Raw genomic sequence first — 17,241 nt, 5'->3', positions numbered from 1 at the left:
GCTGCCAGCCATGATCTCGAAATTCTTCATCGAGCGGCCGGTCCTCTCGAACGTCATCGCGCTTCTGATGATCCTGATCGGCGGCGTCTCGCTGTTCAACCTCGCCATCGCGCAATATCCCGACGTGGTGCCGCCGACGGTGCAGGTCACCACGCGCTATCCCGGCGCCAGCGCCAAGACCGTGATCGACACCGTCGCGCTGCCGATCGAGCAGCAGGTCAACGGCGTCGAGGACATGCTGTACATGCAGTCCTACAGCGGATCCGACGGCACCTACACGCTGACCGTGACCTTCAAGATCGGCACCGACCTCAACTTCGCGCAGGTGCTGGTGCAGAACCGCGTCTCCAGCGCGCTGTCGCAACTGCCGCAGGCGGTGCAGAACCAGGGCGTCACCGTGCAGAAGCGGTCGACCTCGATCCTGCTGTTCGTGACGCTGACCTCGCCGGATGCGAAGTACGACAGCCTGTACCTGAGCAACTACGCCACCATCAACATTCGCGACGAGCTCTCCCGCCTGCCCGGCGTCGGCAACGTCACGGTGTTCGGCGCCGGCCAGTATTCGATGCGGATCTGGCTCGATCCCAACAAGCTGCAAGTCCGTGGTCTCGTGCCGCAGGACGTGATCCAGGCGATCCAGCAGCAGAGCCAGCAGGTCTCGGCCGGCCAGATCGGCGCGCCGCCGACACCGCCGGGACAGGCGTTCCAGTACACGCTCAACGTCAACGGACGGCTCGACGACGTCGGCCAGTTCGAGAACATCATCGTCAAGTCAGGCACCAACGGCGACGTCACGCGGGTGCGCGACGTCGGCTGGGTCGAGCTCGGCGCGCAGACCTACAGCCAGATCTTCTCGCTCAACAAGCAGCCGGCGGTCGGCATCGGCGTCTTCCAGTCGCCCGGCGCCAATGCGCTCCAGGTCGAGCAGGCCGTCGAGAAGAAGATGGCCGAGCTCGCCAAGCGCTTTCCGGAAGGCATCAAGTACGACACGCCGTTCGACACCACCAAGTTCGTGGAGGCCTCGGTGCACGAGGTCTACATGACCCTGATCGAGGCCGGCCTGCTCGTGCTGGTCGTGATCCTCGTGTTCCTGCAGGACTGGCGCGCGATGCTGGTGCCGGCGACCACCGTACCGGTCACCATCATCGGCGCCTTCGCCGCGATGGCGGCGCTCGGCTTCACCGTCAACATGTCGACGCTGTTCGCGATCGTGCTCGCGATCGGCATCGTCGTCGACGACGCCATTGTCGTGGTCGAAGGCGCCGCGCACAACATCGAGCAGGGCATGAACGGCCACGATGCCGCGATCAAGGCGATGGACCAGCTGTTCGCGCCGATCGTCGGCATCACCCTGGTGCTGATCTCGGTGTTCCTGCCGGCCTCGTTCCTCGCAGGACTTACCGGGCGCATCTATTCGCAGTTCGCGCTGGTGATCGCCGCGACCGCGCTGTTGTCTGCCATCAACGCGGCGACGCTGAAGCCGACGCAATGCGCGCTCTGGCTGCGGCCGCCAGTGCCGCCGGAGCAGCGCAATTTCTTCTATCGCGGTTTCAATGCGGTCTATGCCCGTGTCGAGCGCGGCTATACAAGGCTGATCACGTTCCTCGTCAGGCATGCCACCATCTCGGTCGCGGTCGCGCTGCTGATCATCGGAGCCAGCGTCTACGGCCTGTCGCGGGTGCCGACCGGCTTCCTGCCGATCGAGGACCAGGGCTATCTAATCGCCGCCGTGCAGCTGCCCGACGGCGCCGCGCTGGAGCGGACCCAGAAGGTGCTCGACAGAGCGAGCGAGCTGATCAAGGACACCGCTGGAGTCCAGCAGGTCATCACCATCGCAGGCATCTCGGCGCTCGACAACAGCGCCAGCCTCGCCAATGCCGGCGTCGCCTACATCATCCTGAAGGACTGGGAGGCCCGCAAGGGGCCCGGCGAGGATCTGCGCTCGCTGGTCTTTGGCCTCAACGACAAGCTCGCGACCATCATGGAAGCGCGCACCATCGTGCTGCCGCCGCCGCCGATCCAGGGTATCGGCAACGCCGCGGGATTCTCGATGCAGGTCGAGCTGCGCGACGGCAACAGCGATTTCGCCAAGCTGCAGGCGATCACCACTGCGATGGTCAGCAACGGCCAGAGCCAGAGCGCGCTGCAGCGCGTGCAGTCCTCGTTCCGCTCGTCGGTGCCGCAATTCAACGTCGAGATCGACCGCGTCAAGACCCAGACCCTGCACGTCACGACGGACCAGGTGTTCTCGGCGCTGTCGACCTATCTCGGTTCGTCCTACGTCAACCAGTTCAACAAGTTCGGCCGCGTGTTCCAGGTCTACACCCAGGCCGATCCGGCGTTCCGCGTCACCGAGCGCGACATTGCCAACATGCAGGTGCGCAACTCGAACGGCGACATGATCCCGATCGGCACCGTCGCCACGATCACGCCGGCCACCGGCCCGTCGCTGATCAGCCTCTACAACCTCTATCCGTCCTCGACCGTGATCGGCCTGCCGGCGCAGGGCTACTCCTCCGGCCAATCCTTGAAGCTGATGGAGGAGATCGCGGACAAGACGCTGCCGCCCGGCACCGGCTATGAATGGACGGCGATGTCCTATCAGGAGAAGGCGGTCTCGAACCAGATCTACTGGGTGTTCGGCCTCGCCATGCTGCTGGTCTATTTCGTGCTCGCCGGCCAGTATGAGAGCTGGTATGCGCCGATCTCGGTGATCCTCGCGGTGCCGCTGTCGCTGCTCGGGCCGATGCTGATCCTCTCCGGGCTCAAGATCGACAACAATCTCTATTGCCAGATCGGCCTGATCCTGCTGATCGCGCTCTCGGCCAAGAATGCCATCCTGATCGTCGAGGTCGGGCTCGAGCTGCACGGCCGCGAGGGCAAGCCGATCATGGAGTCCGCCATCGAAGCCGCGCGCGCCCGCTTCCGCCCGATCCTAATGACCTCCTTCGCCTTCATCCTCGGTGTGGTGCCGCTGGTGCTCGCCACCGGCGCCGGCGCCAGCGCGCGCAAGTCGATCGGCATCACCGTGTTCTCGGGCATGCTGGCCTCGACCTGCCTCGCGGTGCTGTTCGTGCCCGCCTTCTTCGTGGTGGTGCAGCGCTTCGAGAACTGGCGGGCCTCGAAGAAGGCGCCGAAGGCGCACCCGGTGGCGGAGGTGAAGTCCTAACTTCCTTTCGTCCGCTCAAAACAAGAAGTGCGAAAACAACCCCGTGCACAGTAGGGATGGGGTTGAAAAGGCTCGATAATATTTCGGGCTTGTCGAAAACGGTTGCTCCGTCGGGCAAAACACTGGCAGAATGGCATCGTAGCGGCATGGCGAGGGTGCCTCCTCATCCTCCGTCATTGCGAGCGCAGCGAAGCAATCCAGTATCCCTCCGCGGAAAGATTCTGGATTGCTTCGTCGCAAGGGCTCCTCGCAATGACGGTGGAGAGAGTTCGGCTCACACCGTCTGCGGCGTCCTGATCTCGCGCGGCAGGATCAGCGCGGCAGCGATCGCGAGCAGGCAGAGCGCGGCGAAGGCGTGCAGCATGGTGACGAAGCCGCCCTGCTCGTAGAGCCAGGCGACCAGGCCGACGGAGGCGCCGGCCGCGGTGAAGCCGACGAAATAGCGCACCGCATAGGCGCGCGAGCGCCACTCCTCGGTGGTGTACTTGCCGACCATGGCGTCGTTCACCGTGACCTGTCCGAACGCGCCCATGACGATGCCGATCGAGACCAGGATCAGCGGCAGATTGTTCAGGCTGGCGGCGAGATACAGGAACGGCGCCAACATGAAGGACAGCGGCAGCGCCACCGTCTTCAGCGAATAGCGGTCGAGCAGCCGGCCGATCGTGTACTGGGTCATCGCGCCGAACACGTAGACGCAGGCGGCGATGATTCCGAGCAGCGCCGGGCTGCTGGTCAGGTCCGCGAGCCGCTCGGCGAACAGTTTCGGCAGCGCGACGGTGACGGCGTTGAAGGTCGTGGAGATCGCGATCACGACAATCAGCAGCGCCAGGATCACACGCCACATGTCCTGCTTGGCCACCCGCGCCTGGGCCGCCGCCTGCTTCGAGCCCTTGCGGTCCTCGTGCACGACGCTCATCGCGAAGCCGATGCCGATCAGGATGGTGACCACGCCGGGAACGATGAAGGCAAAGCGCCAGCCGAAATATTGGCCGATCACGCCGGTGACGAGGGCCGAGGAGGCGACGCCGAGATTGCCCCAGACGCCGTTGATGCCCATCTCGCGGCCGAGCCGGTCGGCATAGGACACGATCATGGCGGTGCCGACGGGGTGGTAGATCGAGGCGAAAATGCCGATCGCGAGCAGCGCCGCGCCGAGCTGCGCCGGGGTCTGCACGAAGCCGACAGCGATCATGGACAGACCGATGCCGACGAAGAAGATCAGCATCATGTGGCGGCGACTCCAGCGGTCACCGAGCCAGCCGGTCAGCAGCGACCCCGCGCCGAACGCCACAAAGCCAGGTGTCGCGTAGGGCAAAAGTTCCGAATAGGCCATGCCGAGCGCCGGGCCCATGATGATGACGGCGGCGGCGAAGATCAGCATCGCATAATGGTCGATGAAATGGCCGGCGTTGACGAAACTGATGACCCGGCTTGGGCTGTTCATGCGAATCCTCTCCTGCTCCGAAATGAGTTATATGTCGTGCCCATGACGGGATGCTGCCAATGACTGTCTTGAAAAGGCCAATCTTGGAAACGCCAATCCTGCGGGAGGTCAGGAGCAATCACCGCTCGCCTGCGGGCGTGCACCTGGTCGCGCGCGACTATCCCAGGGGCATGCGGATCAATCCGCACCTGCACCGCGAGGCGCAGCTGATCTATGCGGCCAAGGGCACGATGCAGGTGACGACGCCCGGGGGACGCTGGCTGGTGCCGCCGGACCGCGCGGTCTGGGTGCCGGCCGGGCTTCAACATGCCATCGACCTGCTCGCCGACATCGAGATGCGCACGCTGTATTTCGACTTGCCCTGGCTCAAGCGCGAAAAGCGCTATGAGGGATTGACCAGGGAATTCGTGGTCCGGGTGTCGCCGCTGCTGAACCAGGCGATCCTGGCGCTGTTCGATGCGCGCAATACGGAGGAGCGGACCGAGCTGCTGGTGCGCCTGGTGATGCTGGAATTGCACCAGGCCGAGGATTCCGCCACCTTCGTGCCACTGCCGCGCGAGCCGCGCTGCCGCCGCGCCGCCATGATCGTGCTCGACGACCCCACCGGCCTGCACGACATCGACGCGCTGGCGCGCGAGGTCGGCACCTCCGCGCGCACGCTGTCGCGGTTGTTCTCGAGCGAGACGCAACTGAGCTTCAAAAGCTGGTGCCAGCGCGCCCGCATCGCCTCCGCGATCCAGCGCCTGTCGACGGATGCGAGCGTGTCGGTGAAGCAGCTCGCCACCCAGCTCGGCTATGCCAGCGTGCCGGCATTCTCGGCCGCGTTCCGCCAGGTGACGGGGCGCACGCCGACGGAATTTGCCACTCACGCGGTGTCGTCGCCCGGCTTGACCGGGCGACCCAGTACGCCGAGACGGCTCGGCTAGCATCGAGAAGCCGCGGCGTACTGGATGCCCCGGTCAAGCCGGGGCATGACAGCGTGCTTTGGAGACATAGCCTGGTTTCACATGCGATAAACTTGCGCTTGATTGTGATCGGCTTCCGTCCAAATCTTGTGTAAACTTCCGCAACGCACAAACCCGGAAACGAAAAGCCCAGATGGCCAATGCCTTCTTCTCCGACCTGCTCGCCACCATCTCCGAGCGCGGCCGCACGCTGCTTCGCCGCGGGGACTCCGCCGATACCAGGCGGGACGCCGATGCGCTGATCGAGCTTTGCGATGCGCTGCTGTCGGGCCGGGGCGAAGCCTCCGGCACCGCGATGGCGCGTGAGGTGCTCGACATCTACCGGGAGTTGGATGCGGCAGGACGCCGCGCCTTCTTCGAGGGGCTGGTGCGCGATTTCGGTCCCGATCGGGAGCGCCTGTCCAGGGCGATCGAGAAATGGCGCGCCGAGCCCAGCGACGAGGACGCGAGCTCGCTGCACTTCGCCTCGGAGCCGCGACGGCAGGAGCTGATCCGCCGCCTCAACCGTGCGCCCGGCGGCACCGGCGATCTCGTCAACATGCGCGCCGATTTGCTCGGCATGATGAACGGGCACACCGATCTCGCCGCGCTCGACCGCGACGTCTCGCACCTTCTCTCTTCGTGGTTCAACAGGGGGTTTCTCGTGCTGCGCAGGATCGACTGGTCGACCCCGGCCAACATCCTCGAAAAGATCATCCGCTACGAAGCCGTGCACGAGATCTCCGACTGGGACGATCTGCGCCGCCGCATCGATCCGGTCGACCGCCGCTGCTACGCGTTCTTCCATCCCGCGATGGTCGACGAGCCCCTGATCTTCGTCGAGGTGGCGCTGACCGAGACCATCCCGGGCGCGATCGCGCCCTTGCTTGCGGTCGACCGCCAGTACCTGCCGATCGAGCGCGCGCGCACCGCCGTGTTCTATTCGATCTCCAATACCCAGCGCGGCCTCGGCGGCATCTCCTTCGGCAGCTTCCTGATCAAGCAGGTGGTGGAAGAGCTGCGCCGCGAACTGCCGAAGCTCGACACCTTCGTGACGCTGTCTCCGGTGCCCGGCTTCATGGCTTGGGTGAGGCAGGACAAGGACCTGCCGCTGTCGGATGAGGACCGCGAGGTGCTGAAGCGTCTCGACGAGCCCAAATGGTTCGAGAGTCCCGAGACGGCGGCGCTGCTGCGCAGCGTGCTGGAGCCGCTCGCGGCGCACTATTTCCTCAAGGCACGCACGCCGAAGGGCCGGCTGATCGATTCCGTCGCCCGCTTCCATCTCGGCAACGGCGCGAGGCTCGAGCGCATCAACTGGCTCGGAGACCTCTCGCCGAAGGGCCTGCGCGAGTCGGCAGGCATCATGGTCAACTACCTCTACCGCCTCGACGACATCGAGAAGAACCACGAAGCCTATGCCAACGACGGCGAGGTCGTGGCGTCGAGCGCGGTGAAGAAGCTGTTGAAGGGCGAGGGACGAAGGCTGCTGGATATGCGGTTGTCGTAGGGGACACGCTCAGTCGTCGTCATTGCGAGCGCAGCGAAGCAATCCAGCCTCCCTCTGCGGAAAGATCCTGGATTGCTTCGCTGCGCTCGCAATGACGGAGTGTATGGCGGCAATTTGCGTCTCGCTGTCATCGACTAAAGCGATCAGATCAGCGTCTCGTACAAATCCATCCATCCCGGATTGACACTCTCGATCAGCGCCAGCTTCTTGGCCCGGCTGCCGCCCTTGATCTGCTTCTCGCGCGTGATCGCATCGGTCATGGTCGCATGCAGCTCGTACCAGAGGAGCTTGCAGCCGTACTTCGACGAAAAGCCCTTCGCGAGGCCTTCGCGATGCTCGAACGCGCGGCGCGGCGGGTTCGAGGTGACGCCGGTGTAGATCGTCCCGTTGCGACGATTGGCAAACATGTAAACGCAGGGCCGCTTCATGATCGTGCTCGGCTGAGGACAGCCGCTACAATACCACAACCAACAGATGATTCCGAGGCTTTCGCCACATCGTCATTGCGAGGAGCCCTTGCGACGAAGCAATCCAGACTGCCTCCGCGGAAAGACTCTGGATTGCTTCGCTGCGCTCGCAATGACGGAGTGTATGGCGGCACTTCGCGCAATTCAGCATTGCCTTGTGTCGCGGACCAAGGTGCCCGAGGATGACACCGCCCCCTCCACCGTCATTGCGAGGAGCCTTTGCGACGAAGCAATCCAGACTGTCTCTGCGGAACGATTCTGGATTGCTTCGCTGTGCTCGCAATGACAGAGTGTGTGGCGGCAGCCGGGCTACTCCGCCAGCGCCTTCATCTCCCTGTAGAGATCCGACTTGCCTTCGAAGCCGATGCCTGGCAGCTCCGGCATGGTGATGTGGCCGTTCTCGACGCTGATACCGTCGGGGAAGCCGCCATAGGGCTGGAACAGGTCGGGGTAGCTCTCGTTGCCGCCGAGGCCTAGGCCGGCGGCGATGTTGAGCGACATCTGGTGGCCGCCGTGCGGGATGCAGCGGCTGGGCGACCAGCCGTGGGTCTTCAACACCTCGAGCGTGCGCTGGTATTCGCACAGGCCATAGGACAGTGCGCAATCGAATTGCAGCCAGTCGCGGTCGGGGCGCATGCCGCCGTAGCGGATCAGGTTGCGGGCATCCTGGTGGCTGAACAGGTTCTCGCCTGTCGCCATCGGGCCCGGATAGAATTCGGCGAGCGCAGCCTGCAGCGCGTAATCGAGGGGATCGCCGGCCTCCTCGTACCAGAACAGCGGATAGTCGCGCAGCATCTTGGCGTAGGCGATCGCGGTCTCCAGGTCGAAGCGGCCGTTGGCGTCGACGGCGAGCTGCGCGTCCTTGCCGATCTCTTCCAGCACGGCCTCGATGCGCTTACGGTCTTCCTCGATCGGAGCGCCGCCGATCTTCATCTTCACGACGTTGTAGCCGCGGTCGAGATAGCCGCGCATCTCGCCACGCAGCATCGACAGGCCCTTGCCGGGATAGTAGTAGCCGCCGGCGGCGTACACGAAGACGCGCGGATTGGCGGTCAGGCCGTGACGTTCGGCGAGCAGGCGAAACAGCGGCTTGCCGGCGATCTTCGCCACCGCATCCCACACCGCCATGTCGATGGTGCCGACCGCGACGGAGCGCTCGCCGTGACCACCCGGCTTCTCGTTGGTCATCATCGCGGCCCAGACCTTGTCGGGGTCGAGATTGTCGCCGGCCGCATCCAGCAGCGACTTCGGATCGGCCTCGAGGATGCGCGCGGCGAACCGCTCGCGGATCAGGCCGCCCTGCCCGTAGCGGCCGTTGGAGTTGAAGCCGTAGCCGACGACGCGCCTGCCGTCGCGCACGACGTCGGTGACGACGGCGACGAGACTCGTCGTCATCTTGGTGAAGTCGATATAGGCGTTGCGGATCGGGGACGAGATCGGCTTGGTGATCTCGCGGACGTCGACGATGCGGACGGACATGGAGGTGGCTTTCGATCTACTACCGCGTCATTCCGGGATGGTCCGAAGGACCAGACCCGGAATCTCGAGATTCCGGGCTCTCGCTTCGCGAGCCCCGGAATGACAGAGAGCTATTTCTTATCCCTGAAATACGGCTCCACCGGCCCATGCACCTTGATGGTCAGGGGATTGCCGTGGCGGTCCTTGGCGTTGCCGGCGGTGACGCGGACCCAGCCTTCGCTGATGCAGTACTCCTCGACATTGGTCTTCTCGATGCCCTTGAAGCGGATGCCGACGTCGCGCGCCAGGATGTCCGCGTTGTAATAGGGGCTGTTCGGATCGACCGAGAGGCGGTCCGGAAATTCATCGCTCATGATTGTCTCGCTCACAACAGGGTCTCGATTTGCTGCCGCAATCCTTCGGGCCGCGCGGTCGGCGCGTAGCGCGCGACCACCTTGCCGGCACGATCCACCAGGAATTTGGTGAAATTCCATTTGATGGAGGCGCCGAGAAGGCCGGATTGCTGACGTTTCAGATACTCATACAATGGATGCGCCTTCGGCCCGTTGACGTCGATCTTCTCGAACAGGGGAAAGGTGACGTCGTAATTGGTCGAGCAGAACTCCTGGATCTCGCTCGCCCGGCCCGGCTCCTGCGCCCCGAACTGGTTGCAGGGAAAGCCGAGCACGGAGAAGCCGCGCGGCGAGAGATCGCGGTAGAGATCCTCGAGGCCGCGATATTGCGGCGTGAAGCCGCATTTGCTCGCGGTGTTGACGATCAGCAGCACCTGTCCCTCGAAACGCCTCATCGGCACCTCCTCGCCGGCAAGCGAGTTGGCCTTGAAGTCGTAGATGACGGTCATCGCTAGCCCACGGGATCGATCGGCGACGGCGGCACGCCGCCGGCCTCGATCGCTTCGCCCGCGAGCAGGCAGAGGTCTTCGCGGTAGCGGCCGGAGACGATATGCACGCCGACCGGGGCCTTGCCGACGAGCCCGGTGGAGACCACGAGGCCCGGCAGGCCCATGAAGGGAATGGCGATCTGCGGCAGCTGGGCTTCCCAGACCCGCTTGAAGGATTCGTCGTCCTTGCGGTCGAGATGATCCGGGAACGGCAGCTCGCCGGAGACCGGCGTCAGCAGCACCGCATATTTCTCGAAGAACAACATCCATTCGCGCGTCAGCGTGGCCCTTCGGGTCAGCGCCTTGGCGTAGTTCGCCTGGTCCATCGGCGTGACCCTGGCGCGGTTGCCGCGCAGGCAGGCCAGCGCACCGGGATCGCCCTCGCGCTCGGCCATCTCGAGCTGCGCCTCGAAGCCGTCGCCGAGCCAGAGCTTGATCTGCCACTCCACCGCCTCGCGCATCGGCGGCGTGTCGTCGATGATGTCGACGGTCCAGCCGGCGCGCTCGAGGCGCTTGCCGGCGTCGCTCACCGCGGCCTTGACCTCCGGCGTGGTGGCGAGGCCGCCCGGGTTGAGGCAGAGCGCGGCGCGCTTGTCCCGCGCGGGGCCTTGCAGCGGCACCGGCACGAACCAGGGATCGCGGATGTCGCGGGCCGACATCGCCTCGAGCGAGATCCTGATGTCGTTGACGGTGCGCGCCAGCGGTCCCGACACCGCCATGATCTGCGGCCCGATCGGGCGCTCCGGCAGCGCCGGGTTGAAGGCGGGGATCCGGCCGAGCGTCGGGCGCAGGCCGTGGACGCCGCAGGCATAGGCGGGATAGCGGATCGAACCGGCGATGTCGGTGCCGTGCGCGATGTGGCCGATGCCGGCCGCGACCGCCGAGCCGGCGCCGCCGGAGGAGCCGCCCGGCGTCAGCGAAGCGTCGCGGGGGTTCTTGGTATCGCCATGAACGAGATTGGTGGTGAACCAGCGGTAGGAGAAGGCCGGGCAATTGGTGCGGCCGAGCAGGACGGCGCCCGATTTCCGGAAATTGGCGACCACCGGATTGTCCTCGCGCGCGATCAGGTCGCGCTGGAGCTTCAGGCCGTTGGTGGTGGCAAAGCCTTCCTGGTCGACATTGGCCTTGATGGTGACGGGCACGCCGGCGAGCACACCGGGGTCCTCGCCCCGGGCGATGGCGGCATCGACGGCGTCGGCCTGCTTGAGCACGTCCTCGGGCCGGTGATCGATCACGGCATTGAGCCGGGGATTGACGGCGTCGAGGCGGGCGAGGCCGGCCTGCGCGGCCTCCCTGGCGGACACCTTTTTGGCTTTGACGAGGGTGGCGAGGTCGGCGGCCGACAGGCGCCAGAGATCTTGCATGGCTTGCTCCGTGTAATCGGCGTCTTTTAGCGCCGCGAACGCGGCAAAGCCATGCGGATTTCGCGGGGGTGAAAGACGGGTTTGGTGCCGGGCGGCGCCTCATTCGCCGTCATTGCGAGGAGCCCTTGCGACGAAGCAATCCAGACTATCCCCGCGGAGGGATTCTGGATTGCTTCGCGGAGCCTGTCATCGGGCCGCGCTTCGCGCGGACCCGGTGGCTCGCAATGACGGTGGAGGCAGTTGGGCGGCCTCTAATGCCTTGTCGCGGACTGGTCGGGGATGTCGAGCAGCGCCTCGGTGAAGGGAAACTCCAGCACGATCTCCCCATCATCGTCGGTCACCTCGATGACCGCCTCGAGCAGCGCCGGCTGTGCGCCCTCGGACTTCACCACCTCCAGGATCATCTGGCGGGCGACCTCCCAGGCGCGGTCAGGGTTGCGCAGGTCCTCGCCGTCGGGGTCCACGATCAGCTCGTCGCCGATACGGGTGTTGAAGAAGTATCTGGGCATATCGAGATCCAGTTGGTTCGCCTGTATCGGATTGAAGCTGCACTGCACTCCACAACAGCTTTATCAGGGCAGGGTTCGCGACCGAATGCGTCTGACGCAAGGCAGCGCTTCAGAAGTGATGTTCCCCTAGCATTTTTCGCGGCGCAGCATGACCTTCTCGGGAAAATTTCACTGGCGAAGTTCTCCGCCGGCATTAGTCTAACAGGTGGGCGGATACGTCCCGAATTCGCGAATATGGAGAGCCGAAATGGCCTGGAAAGCCCCGAAGATCGTCGAAGTGCCCTGCGGCATGGAAATCAACATGTATGTGAGCGCCACCCGCAAGTAAGCGGTCGGTGCGATTGCGTTCCGCGCAGGTGGATCTTTCAGCCTGAACTCTTTCGGTCACGATACGTTTCCGGAAGACAGGATTTGTGTGGGCCTGAGATCCACCTCGCGACTTTACCTTCCAGGAGACGGATCATGCTTCGCGTCGTCGTCCTGGGCGCCGGGGCCGGCGGCGGAGTTCCGCAATGGAATTGCGGCTGCGAGGGCTGCCGAGCGGCCCGTAGCGGCGGCCACGAGCTTCAAAGGACCCAGGCCTCGGTCGCCTTCAGCGGCGACGGCGAGCACTGGTTCCTGATCAACGCCTCCCCCGACCTGCGACAGCAAGTGAATGCCACGCCACAGCTGCACCCCAAGGCGGGCGCACTGCGTCACACGCCGATTGCGGGCGTGATCCTGACCAACAGCGAAGTCGATGCGGTGGCAGGCCTGCTGTCGATGCGCGAAGGCTCGCCCTTTACGGTGTATGCGCACGAGAAGGTGCTGGCGATCCTCAGCACCAACAGCATCTTCAACGTGCTGAACGAGAAGAACGTGAAGCGCCAGCCGATCGCTCTCCGCGAGCCGTTCGAGCCCCGCCTGCCGGATGGTGCGCGCTCCGGCCTGGAGGTGCTGCCCTTCGCGGTGCCGGGCAAGTCGGCCTGGTACCTGGAGGGCAAGGCGCATCCGGGCGGCGAGAGCGGCGACGGCGACACGCTGGGCCTTGAGATCACCGACAAGGCGACGGGCAAGTGCTTCTACTTCATCGCGGCCTGTGCCGAGGTGACCGACGCGCTCAAGGCCCGGATTGACGGCGCCGCGCTGGTGTTCTTCGACGGCACGGTCTGGCGCGACGACGAGATGATCAGGGCCGGCCTCGGCCACAAGACCGGGAAGAGCATGGGACATGTCGCCATGTCGGGCGACGACGGCGCCATCGCGCGGCTGGCCGACCTCAGTATCGACAGGAAGCTGTTTCTGCATATCAATAACTCGAATCCGGCGCTGCTGCCCGGCTCGCCCGAGCGCAAGGCCGCCGAGCAGGCGGGCTGGCAGATACCCGCGGATGGAACGGAGATCGTGCTGTGAACGCCGCATCACTGACTGGAATGACCGCGCTCTCGATCGGCAAGGACATCAGGCTCACCAGCGCCGAAGAGCTCGAGGCGACGCTGCGCCATATCGGGGCGACGCGCTATCACAGCCTGCATCCGTTCCATAAGCTGCTGCATGGCGGCAAGCTGAACAAGGGCCAGGTGCAGGCCTGGGCGCTCAACCGCTACTATTACCAGAGCACAATCCCGATCAAGGACGCGGTGGTGATCTCGCGCTTCCGCGACCGCGCCACCCGCCTGGAATGGCGCCATCGTATCGAGGACCACGACGGCGATGTCGGCAGCGAAGGCGGCATCGAGCGCTGGCTGAAGCTGACCGAAGGGCTCGGGCTCGATACGGCCTACGTGGAATCCACCGAAGGCATCCTGCCGGCGACGCGCTTCGCGGTGGAGGCCTATGTCCACTACTGCCGCGAGAAGAGCCCGCTGGAGGCGATCGCCTCCTCGCTCACCGAGCTGTTCGCGCCGAACCTGCATGAAGAGCGCATCGCCGGCATGTTGGAGCACTACGATTTCGTCAATCCCGACATCATGAGCTACTTCAAGCGCCGCCTGACCCAGGCGCCGCGCGATGCCAATTTCGCGCTGGACTACGTCAAGACGCATGCGAGGACGCCGGAGGAGCGCGCCTCCGTCTGCAATGCGCTGATCTTCAAGACCAACGTGCTGTGGGTGCAACTGGATGCGCTCCAGCACGCCTATGTCGAGGGCCACATTCCGCCGGGCGCGTTCGTGCCCAAAGCGAGCTGAAGGACTAGCGATGGCCGGGCCGCGGAACATCAGCGTCAGCGAGGCAAGCCGCCCCGTGCTGCCGCGGCATGCCAAGCTGAAATATGACGAGACGCGAAAGGTCTGGGTGATCCTGGCACCGGAACGGGTGCTGGCGCCGGACGAGATCGCGGTCGAGGTCTTGCAGCTCTGCAACGGTGAGCGCAATGTCGGCGACGTCGCCGATCAATTGGCCGCGAAATACGCCGCGCCGCGCGAGGCGATCCTCGCTGACGTCATCGCCATGCTGCAGGATCTCGCCGACAAGGGCTTTCTCACCGAGATCAGGGAGAAGACGTCATGAGCGACGTGACCATCCCCCCCAGCGACAGCCTCGCGGTGCTGGAGAAGCAGCGCTCGACGGCGGAGACGTTCGGCATCCCGCTCGCGGTGCTGCTCGAGATTACCCATCGTTGCCCGCTGCAATGCCCCTACTGCTCCAACCCGGTCGAGCTCGACCGTTCGGCCAAGGAGCTGACCACCGGGGAATGGAAGAAGGTCTTGAGCGAGCTCGCCGAGATCGGCGTGCTCCAGGTGCATTTCTCCGGCGGCGAGCCGACCGCGCGCAAGGACCTGGTCGAGCTGGTAAAGCACGCCAGCGACGCCGGCCTCTATACCAACCTGATCACCTCGGCCGTGCTGCTGACGCGCGAGAAGCTCGGCGATCTCGCAGATGCCGGGCTCTGCCATGTGCAGATCTCCTTCCAGGGCATCGAGGAAGGCCTCGCCGATCGCGTCGCCGGCTACAAAGGCGGACATCGCAAGAAGCTCGAAGTCGCGAAATGGACGCGCGAGCTCGATCTGCCGCTCACCGTGAACGCGGTGATGCATCGGCAGAACCTGCATCAGCTCCCCGACATCATCCAGATGGCGCTCGATCTCGACGCCGACCGGCTCGAGGTCGCCAATGTGCAATATTACGGCTGGGCGCTGAAGAACCGCGCCGCGCTGATGCCGACCGTGGCTCAGCTCGACGAATGCACCCGCCTTGTCGAGGAGGCGCGCGAGCGGCTGAAGGGCCGGCTGACGATCGATTACGTCGTCCCTGATTATTACGCGCTGCGGCCGAAGAAATGCATGGGCGGCTGGGGCCGGCAGTTCTTCAACATCTCGCCCGCCGGCAAGGTGCTGCCCTGCCACGCCGCCGAGAGCATCACCGGGCTCGCGTTCGAATCCGTCCGCTCCAATCATTCGATCGCCTGGATCTGGCAGAATTCCGAGGCCTTCAATCGCTATCGCGGCACCGGCTGGATGAAGGAGCCGTGCAAGAGTTGCGAATTCCGCGAGATCGATTTCGGCGGCTGCCGCTGCCAGGCCTTCGCGCTGACGGGCGATGCGGCCAATACCGATCCGGCCTGCGCGCTGTCGCCGCTGCACGAGACGATCTTCAAGCAGGCCGAGCGCGAAGCCGAAGGCGAGACCAACCGCTTTCTCTATCGCAATTTTGCCGGCGGCACTCTGGAATCCGAGAATGATGCCTGACGCCGACGCGGCCAGCGCGGTCAAACGCGCCGATCCCTTTGCGCCGCTGACCTCCGAGATGCTCGATGTCGGCGACGGCCACGAGCTCCATGTCGAGAGCGTTGGCCGCGCTGACGGAATCCCTGCGGTCTATCTGCATGGCGGGCCCGGCAGCGGCTGCCAGCCCGACCATCGCCGACTGTTCGACCCTGATCGCTTCTGCGCCGTGCTGTTCGACCAGCGCGGCTGCGGCCGCAGCCGGCCCAAGGGATCACGCGCGCACAACACCACGGCGCATCTGGTCGCGGACATGGAGAAGATCCGCGAGAAATTCGGCATCACACGCTGGATGGTGGTCGGCGGCTCCTGGGGCGCGACGCTGGCGCTCGCCTACGCCGAGGCGCATCCGGAGCGCGTCTCGGGCATTGCGCTGCGCGCAACCTTTCTGGGCACGCGGGCGGAGGTCGAGACGGCCTTCACCTCGCGCCTGTCCCAGTTCTATCCCGCGCTCTACGAGGATTTCCTGAGCGTGCTGACGCCCGAGGAGCGCGCGCAACCGGTGGGCGCCTATTGGCGCCGTATCCTCGATGCCGATCCTGCCGTGCACGGTCCCGCGGCGCGGGCCTGGCACGACGTTGAACGCACCCTGTCCGAGCACAAGCCGGCACGGACCCGGCTGGACCTCGCCGCGCTGAACGTCTGGCGCACACTGCCGGCGACGCCTTTCATGGAGGCGCATTATTTCGTCAACGACAGCTTCATGAGCGAAGACCAGCTGTTGCGAAACGCGCATCGGCTCGCCGGCATTCCCGGCATCATCGTACAGGGCCGCTACGACCTGTTATGTCCGCCCGGGACATCCCAGGCGCTCGCGAAAGTTTGGCCGGGTTCCGAGATTCGCGTCGTGGAAGAGGCCGGACATTCGCTCTATGATGGCGGCGTGAGGGATGCCGTCATGAAGTCGATTGCGGACCTCGCGTCGAAGGCTGCGCGCTAGCGCCGATCACAGGACAACAAGAAAATGCCGCTCGCCGCGAAAGGCATGCTGCTGACGTCGATGAATATCGACGCAGCCGACGAGGCCGATTTCAACCGCTGGTACGATCGCGAGCATCTGGAAGAGCGCGTCGCGATCGAGGGGTTCCTCGAAGCGCGGCGCTATGTCGCGCATGCCGCCAATCCCAAATATCTCAGCCTGTATTCGACCGCGACGCTCGACGTGCTCGACAGCCCCGCCTACCGGGCGCGGCTCGCGAACCCGACCGACTGGTCGCGGCAGACCATGGCGCGCTTCAAGGGCATGCTGCGCGTCGTCGCGCGCATCACCATCAGCAAAGGCACCGGGCGCGGGGCCGCGCTCGGCCTGGTGCGTCTGCGGCCGACGCCCGACAATGCCGGAGCGTGGCGTGATGCACTGCAAGAGAAACTGGCGCCGGACAAGTCCGACGGCATCATCTCGATGCATCTGCTCGAAAGCGAACCCGAATTGTCGGGTGCAACGGCAGGAATTCCGGCAACAGCTAACGAAGGCGCGCGCGACTGGTTCGTGCTGATCGACGGCACGCATATCGGCGCAGTCTCGGCCGTCATCGCCGAGCGCTTCACCGGTCCTGCGGCGACGTCCTTCCCGCTTCCGATCTCGGTCGGCACCTACTGCCTGATGTGGGATCTCGCGAAGAGCGACATCGCGCAGAACTGATCTCACAATTACGATGTGGAGGCAGGCGTGCGCCTCTCTTCTGTCATTCCGGGCGGCGCGTAGCGACGAGCCCGGAATGACGGAGAGTGATGCTGCACCGCCGCATGCCTGCGCGCGGCGTTAATGCTG

Annotated in this window: 17 protein-coding genes; 10 read left to right on the top strand and 7 right to left on the bottom strand. The window is 65.0% G+C overall.

From position 1 onward, the window contains the following. Positions 1-10 precede the first annotated feature (10 nt). Positions 11-3,169: an efflux RND transporter permease subunit gene (locus tag XH96_RS09465; protein WP_194392262.1), complete on the top strand. Its 3,159-nt coding sequence runs from the start codon at positions 11-13 to the stop codon at positions 3,167-3,169. Positions 3,170-3,443: 274 nt separating this feature from the next. Here the strand turns inward: XH96_RS09465 and XH96_RS09460 are convergent, their stop codons facing one another. Continuing rightward, positions 3,444-4,616, bottom strand: a complete 1,173-nt coding sequence (locus XH96_RS09460) for an MFS transporter (protein WP_194392261.1) — start codon at positions 4,614-4,616, stop codon at positions 3,444-3,446. Positions 4,617-4,666: 50 nt separating this feature from the next. Here XH96_RS09460 and XH96_RS09455 point away from each other — a divergent pair, with 50 nt between their 5' ends. Both XH96_RS09455 and XH96_RS09450 read left to right on the top strand, forming a co-directional pair. Beyond that, positions 4,667-5,542: a helix-turn-helix transcriptional regulator gene (locus XH96_RS09455; protein ID WP_194392260.1), complete on the top strand. Its 876-nt coding sequence runs from the start codon at positions 4,667-4,669 to the stop codon at positions 5,540-5,542. A gap of 172 nt (positions 5,543-5,714) precedes the next feature. After that, the gene (locus XH96_RS09450; RefSeq protein WP_194392259.1) at positions 5,715-7,067 is read left to right on the top strand and encodes a malonyl-CoA decarboxylase; all 1,353 of its coding nucleotides are present in this window, start codon (positions 5,715-5,717) and stop codon (positions 7,065-7,067) included. A gap of 143 nt (positions 7,068-7,210) precedes the next feature. Here the strand turns inward: XH96_RS09450 and XH96_RS09445 are convergent, their stop codons facing one another. The 6 genes from XH96_RS09445 to XH96_RS09420 all read right to left on the bottom strand — a co-directional run bounded on the left by XH96_RS09445 (position 7,211) and on the right by XH96_RS09420 (position 11,766). Beyond that, positions 7,211-7,495: a GIY-YIG nuclease family protein gene (locus XH96_RS09445; protein ID WP_194392258.1), complete on the bottom strand. Its 285-nt coding sequence runs from the start codon at positions 7,493-7,495 to the stop codon at positions 7,211-7,213. Between the two features lie 348 nt (positions 7,496-7,843). Next, positions 7,844-9,013, bottom strand: coding sequence for a D(-)-tartrate dehydratase (gene tarD / locus XH96_RS09440; protein WP_194392257.1), 1,170 nt, complete (start codon positions 9,011-9,013; stop codon positions 7,844-7,846). Between the two features lie 110 nt (positions 9,014-9,123). Then, positions 9,124-9,366 carry a DUF3297 family protein gene (locus XH96_RS09435; RefSeq protein ID WP_029674077.1) on the bottom strand — a complete coding sequence of 81 codons (243 nt, stop codon included), beginning with the start codon at positions 9,364-9,366 and terminating at the stop codon, positions 9,124-9,126. An 11-nt stretch (positions 9,367-9,377) separates the two neighbouring features. After that, a complete protein-coding gene (locus tag XH96_RS09430) occupies positions 9,378-9,854 on the bottom strand; it encodes a glutathione peroxidase (RefSeq protein WP_194392256.1) in 477 nt (158 codons plus the stop codon). A 2-nt stretch (positions 9,855-9,856) separates the two neighbouring features. Continuing rightward, on the bottom strand, positions 9,857-11,257 hold the full coding sequence (locus tag XH96_RS09425; protein WP_194392255.1) for an amidase family protein: 1,401 nt from the start codon (positions 11,255-11,257) through the stop codon (positions 9,857-9,859). Positions 11,258-11,508: 251 nt separating this feature from the next. Further along, positions 11,509-11,766, bottom strand: coding sequence for a hypothetical protein (locus tag XH96_RS09420; RefSeq protein ID WP_028177529.1), 258 nt, complete (start codon positions 11,764-11,766; stop codon positions 11,509-11,511). Between the two features lie 247 nt (positions 11,767-12,013). Between XH96_RS09420 and pqqA the strand changes: the two genes are divergently transcribed. The 7 genes from pqqA (at position 12,014) to XH96_RS09385 (ending at position 17,112) form a co-directional block, all read left to right on the top strand. Further along, entirely contained in the window at positions 12,014-12,094 is an 81-nt protein-coding gene (gene pqqA, locus XH96_RS09415; protein ID WP_007595659.1) for a pyrroloquinoline quinone precursor peptide PqqA, read from the top strand. A 134-nt stretch (positions 12,095-12,228) separates the two neighbouring features. Continuing rightward, entirely contained in the window at positions 12,229-13,158 is a 930-nt protein-coding gene (gene pqqB, locus XH96_RS09410; RefSeq protein ID WP_194392254.1) for a pyrroloquinoline quinone biosynthesis protein PqqB, read from the top strand. After that, positions 13,155-13,934, top strand: coding sequence for a pyrroloquinoline-quinone synthase PqqC (gene pqqC / locus XH96_RS09405; RefSeq protein WP_028177527.1), 780 nt, complete (start codon positions 13,155-13,157; stop codon positions 13,932-13,934). Before pqqB ends, pqqC begins: the two co-directional genes overlap by 4 nt. Positions 13,935-13,944: 10 nt before the next feature. Further along, complete coding sequence (gene pqqD / locus XH96_RS09400) at positions 13,945-14,256, top strand: pyrroloquinoline quinone biosynthesis peptide chaperone PqqD (protein WP_057026049.1); 312 nt, start codon at positions 13,945-13,947, stop codon at positions 14,254-14,256. Then, positions 14,253-15,434, top strand: coding sequence for a pyrroloquinoline quinone biosynthesis protein PqqE (gene pqqE / locus XH96_RS09395; protein ID WP_194392253.1), 1,182 nt, complete (start codon positions 14,253-14,255; stop codon positions 15,432-15,434). The genes pqqD and pqqE overlap by 4 nt, the downstream gene beginning before the upstream one ends. Next, a complete protein-coding gene (pip, locus tag XH96_RS09390; protein ID WP_194392252.1) occupies positions 15,424-16,410 on the top strand; it encodes a prolyl aminopeptidase in 987 nt (328 codons plus the stop codon). The genes pqqE and pip overlap by 11 nt, the downstream gene beginning before the upstream one ends. A gap of 24 nt (positions 16,411-16,434) precedes the next feature. Then, positions 16,435-17,112, top strand: coding sequence for a DUF4286 family protein (locus XH96_RS09385; RefSeq protein WP_194392251.1), 678 nt, complete (start codon positions 16,435-16,437; stop codon positions 17,110-17,112). Positions 17,113-17,241: the final 129 nt, after the last annotated feature.

Origin of the sequence: Bradyrhizobium sp. CCBAU 51765, assembly GCF_015291725.1 — a bacterium.
Classification (GTDB): Bacteria; Pseudomonadota; Alphaproteobacteria; order Rhizobiales; family Xanthobacteraceae; genus Bradyrhizobium; species Bradyrhizobium liaoningense.
The sequence above is the reverse complement of the archived record's forward strand: the minus strand, read 5'-3'. Positions and strand labels throughout refer to the sequence as shown.

Coding starts and splice junctions, on each gene's coding strand:
- XH96_RS09450 (WP_194392259.1), top strand. CDS start 5,715: ATGGCCAATGCCTTCTTCTCCGACCTGCTCGCCACCATCTCCGAGCGC.
- pqqD (WP_057026049.1), top strand. CDS start 13,945: ATGGCCGGGCCGCGGAACATCAGCGTCAGCGAGGCAAGCCGCCCCGTG.
- XH96_RS09435 (WP_029674077.1), bottom strand. CDS start 9,366: ATGAGCGATGAATTTCCGGACCGCCTCTCGGTCGATCCGAACAGCCCC.
- pip (WP_194392252.1), top strand. CDS start 15,424: ATGATGCCTGACGCCGACGCGGCCAGCGCGGTCAAACGCGCCGATCCC.
- tarD (WP_194392257.1), bottom strand. CDS start 9,013: ATGTCCGTCCGCATCGTCGACGTCCGCGAGATCACCAAGCCGATCTCG.
- pqqA (WP_007595659.1), top strand. CDS start 12,014: ATGGCCTGGAAAGCCCCGAAGATCGTCGAAGTGCCCTGCGGCATGGAA.
- XH96_RS09445 (WP_194392258.1), bottom strand. CDS start 7,495: ATGAAGCGGCCCTGCGTTTACATGTTTGCCAATCGTCGCAACGGGACG.
- XH96_RS09455 (WP_194392260.1), top strand. CDS start 4,667: ATGCTGCCAATGACTGTCTTGAAAAGGCCAATCTTGGAAACGCCAATC.
- XH96_RS09430 (WP_194392256.1), bottom strand. CDS start 9,854: ATGACCGTCATCTACGACTTCAAGGCCAACTCGCTTGCCGGCGAGGAG.
- XH96_RS09425 (WP_194392255.1), bottom strand. CDS start 11,257: ATGCAAGATCTCTGGCGCCTGTCGGCCGCCGACCTCGCCACCCTCGTC.
- pqqB (WP_194392254.1), top strand. CDS start 12,229: ATGCTTCGCGTCGTCGTCCTGGGCGCCGGGGCCGGCGGCGGAGTTCCG.
- XH96_RS09385 (WP_194392251.1), top strand. CDS start 16,435: ATGCCGCTCGCCGCGAAAGGCATGCTGCTGACGTCGATGAATATCGAC.
- XH96_RS09420 (WP_028177529.1), bottom strand. CDS start 11,766: ATGCCCAGATACTTCTTCAACACCCGTATCGGCGACGAGCTGATCGTG.
- XH96_RS09465 (WP_194392262.1), top strand. CDS start 11: ATGATCTCGAAATTCTTCATCGAGCGGCCGGTCCTCTCGAACGTCATC.
- pqqE (WP_194392253.1), top strand. CDS start 14,253: ATGAGCGACGTGACCATCCCCCCCAGCGACAGCCTCGCGGTGCTGGAG.
- XH96_RS09460 (WP_194392261.1), bottom strand. CDS start 4,616: ATGAACAGCCCAAGCCGGGTCATCAGTTTCGTCAACGCCGGCCATTTC.